Origin of the sequence: Streptomyces spongiae (genome assembly GCF_009377185.1) — a bacterium.
Taxonomy (GTDB): domain Bacteria; phylum Actinomycetota; class Actinomycetes; order Streptomycetales; family Streptomycetaceae; genus Streptomyces; species Streptomyces spongiae.
In genome coordinates, this window is record NZ_VJZC01000835.1 from 1 (window position 1) to 3295 (window position 3295).

At 72.0% G+C, this 3295-nt stretch carries 1 protein-coding gene; it reads right to left on the bottom strand.

Annotation, left to right across the window (positions count from 1 at the left end):
• Positions 1–3271 (bottom strand): type I polyketide synthase (locus FNH08_RS47500; protein ID WP_322726586.1); only part of this gene is annotated, 3271 nt, incomplete at its 3' end.
• Positions 3272–3295: the final 24 nt, after the last annotated feature.

Genomic DNA, 3295 nt, shown 5'->3' on the forward strand with positions numbered 1-3295 from the left:
ACGCCACACGACCCGAGGCGACGCTCGGCGCGCTGCCGTTACCACGGAAGGCCTCGTACTCCTCCCCCGGCAGCAACTCCCGGTAGTCGTTGTACATCACGCCGGCGAAGACACCCGTCCGGCTGCCGCGCAACGACGTCGGATCGACACCCGCCCGCTCGACCGCCTCCCACACCGACTCCAGCAGCAACCGCTGCTGCGCATCCGTCGCCAACGCCTCCCGCGGACTCATCCCGAAGAAGTCCGCGTCGAAGTTCCCCGCACCGTGCAGGAACCCACCGTGGCGGGTGGAGGACGTACCGCTGTGCTCCGGATCCGGGTGATACAGCCGCTCCAGATCCCAACCACGGTCGGACGGGAACTCACCCACCGCGTCCACACCCTCGGACACCAGCCGCCACAAATCCTCCGGCGACGACACATCCCCCGGGAAACGGCACGCCATCCCCACGACCACCACCGGATCATCGGCGAGAGGCGCCACCGCCGCCACCGACGCCGCTGCCGGGGCCGCCGCCCGCGCCCCCAGCACCTCCTCCAGCAGGAACCCGGCCAGCGCGGACACCGAGGGATAGTCGAACACCAACGTCGCCGGCAACCGCAGACCCGTCACCGACTGCAAACCGTTGCGCAACTCCACAGCCAGCAACGAATCAAAACCCAGATCCCGGAACGACCGCGCATCATCGAGGCCGACCGGGCTCTCGTGACCCAGCACCAACGCCACCTGCACCCGCACCACATCCAGCAGCACCTCCCCCCGCTCCACCTCGTCCAGACCAGTGAGCCGCTGAAGCAGACCACCCCCCGCAACCACCCGACGTCGCGACCGCACCAAACCGCGGAAAAGAGGCGGTACTTCGGCAAGGCCGCGGACGGCACGCAGGTCGAGGGGAACGGGCAGGACCGCCGGTTCGGCCGTCCGCAGTGCCGCGTCGAACAGCGCCAAGCCCTGGTCGACCGTGATCGCGGGGATGCCGGTGCCGGACGTACGCTGCGGGTCGGCCGTCATGCCTCCGGCCTGCTGCTCCCAGGGGCCCCACACGAGGGACACCGCCGGCAGGCCCATGTCCCGGCGCAGGGTCACCAGGGCGTCGAGGAAGGCGTTGGCCGCCGCGTAGGCCGCTTGGCCGACGCTGCCCAGCACACCGGCGACGGAGGAGAAGACCACGAACGGCGTGTCGTCGGGGAGCAGTTCGTGCAGGTGCCAGGCGGCGTCGACCTTGGGGCGCAGGACGGACTCCACCCGCTCGGGGGTCAGGCTGCCGACAAGCCCGTCGTCCAAGACGCCCGCGGCATGGACCACACCCCGGACCGACCGGCCCGCCAGCACACCCGCCAGCGCCCCACGGTCCGACACATCACACGCCACAACCTCGGCCTCGGCACCCAACTCACCGAGCTCGACGAGGAGTTCACCCACCCCCGGCGCGTCCGCTCCCCGCCGCGACAACAGCAGCAGCTCCCGCACCCCATGCACCCGCACCAGATGCCTGGCCACCACCGCACCCAGACCACCCGTACCACCGGTCACCACCACCGCACCCGGACCGGACCACTCCACCACGGCATCAACGGCGCCCCCCGACTGACCGGCGCGCGCGAGACGGGGCGCGACGACTCCGTCACCGCGCACGGCGACGTCGGATTCGTCGGCGGCCAACGCACGCAGGGCGGAGACAAGTTGGTCGACGTCGACGTCCGTGGCCTCCAATGTCGCGAACCGGCCCGGGTACTCGGCCGTGGCCGACCGCACCAGTCCGCGCACAGCGGCGGAGACCACTGTGGAGCACATGGTCAGCACGACCAGCCGCGACGTGCGGAACCGCTCCTCCGCGACCCACCTTTGCACCAGGTCCAGCGACTGCGCCACGGCGGCGTGCGTCTGCCCGGCCACGTCCGGCGCCGTGCCGTCGGCGGTCCCGGCGACGGCCACGACCAGCGTCGGAACCGGCCGGTCGGTATCGGCGGCCAGTTCGTCCAGGTCGGCATAGGTTCGGACGTCGGCCACTGCGTCCCGCACCACGTCGGCGAACGCCTCGCCGACGCCGATCAGTGCGACGGCAGGCAGCTCCGCCGACGCATCCGGCACCTCGGTCCACTCGACCCGGAACAGTGATCCGGCCGCGGCACTCGCCTCGCCGAGCTGTTCACTGGTCACCGGGCGGACCACCAGCCCGGAGACACGTGCCACTGGACGTCCCTCGGTGTCAGCGAGGTCGACTGCGACCGCGTCCCGCCCGTCCCGTCGGACCAACCGGGCCCGTATGCCGGTCGAGCCGGACGCCTGCAGCGAGACGCCCTCCCAGGCGAACGGCAGGGTGGGTTCGCCCGTTCCGCCGACCGCGGCGACGGCGTGCAGTGTGGCGTCGAGCAGCGCCGGGTGCAGACCGAACCCGTCGGCATCGGTGCCGGGGGGCAGTGTCACCTCGGCGAACACCTCGTCACCGCGCCGCCAGACGCCGCGCAGTCCCTGGAAGAGCGGGCCGTACGTGAGACCGGCGTCGGCCAGGTCCTCGTACAGGTCACCCGTCTCGACGCGTTCCGAACCGACAGGCGGCCACTGCGCGGCGTCGGACCACTCGGGCCGGACGGGTTCGTCGGAGAGGACACCCGAGGCGTGCTGCGTCCAGGGGGCGTCGCCGGCCGCGTCGTCGGGACGCGCGTACACGGTCACCACCCGGCGGCCGGCGTCATCGGTGTCCGCGACCCGCACCTGGATCTGCACGGCGCTTCCGTCCGGGACGACGAGCGGCGCGGACACGGTGAGGTCGTCGAGGGTGCCGAAGCCGACCTCGTCGCCGGCCCGCACAACCAGTTCGACGAAGGCCGTGCCCGGGACGACCACGCGTCCGAAGACGACGTGGTCGGCCAGCCACGGGTGGGTGGCCAGGGACAGCCGGCCGGACAGCACTACGCCGTCGGAGTCGGCCAGCGATACGGCCGCTCGGAGCAGCGGATGGTCGGCGGCGGCGAGACCCGCGGCCCGTACGCCCCCAGAACCGCTCGTGTATGCGTCGGCGGGCCAGTAGTTCTGGTGTTGGAAGGGGTAGGTGGGGACGTCGGTGAGGCGGGCGCCCGTACCGGTGAGGAGTGCCGGCCAGTCGACGGGCACGCCGTGGGTGAAGAGGTGGGCGAGGGCGGTGAGCGCGGCTGTCTCTTCGGGCTGGTCCTTGCGCAGTGCCGGGACGGCGACGGCGTCCTCGGGCGCCATCTGCCCGATGAGGGCGGTGAGGGTGCCGTCGGGGCCCAACTCCAGGAAACGGGTCACGCCCTGCGCGGCCAGCGTACGGAT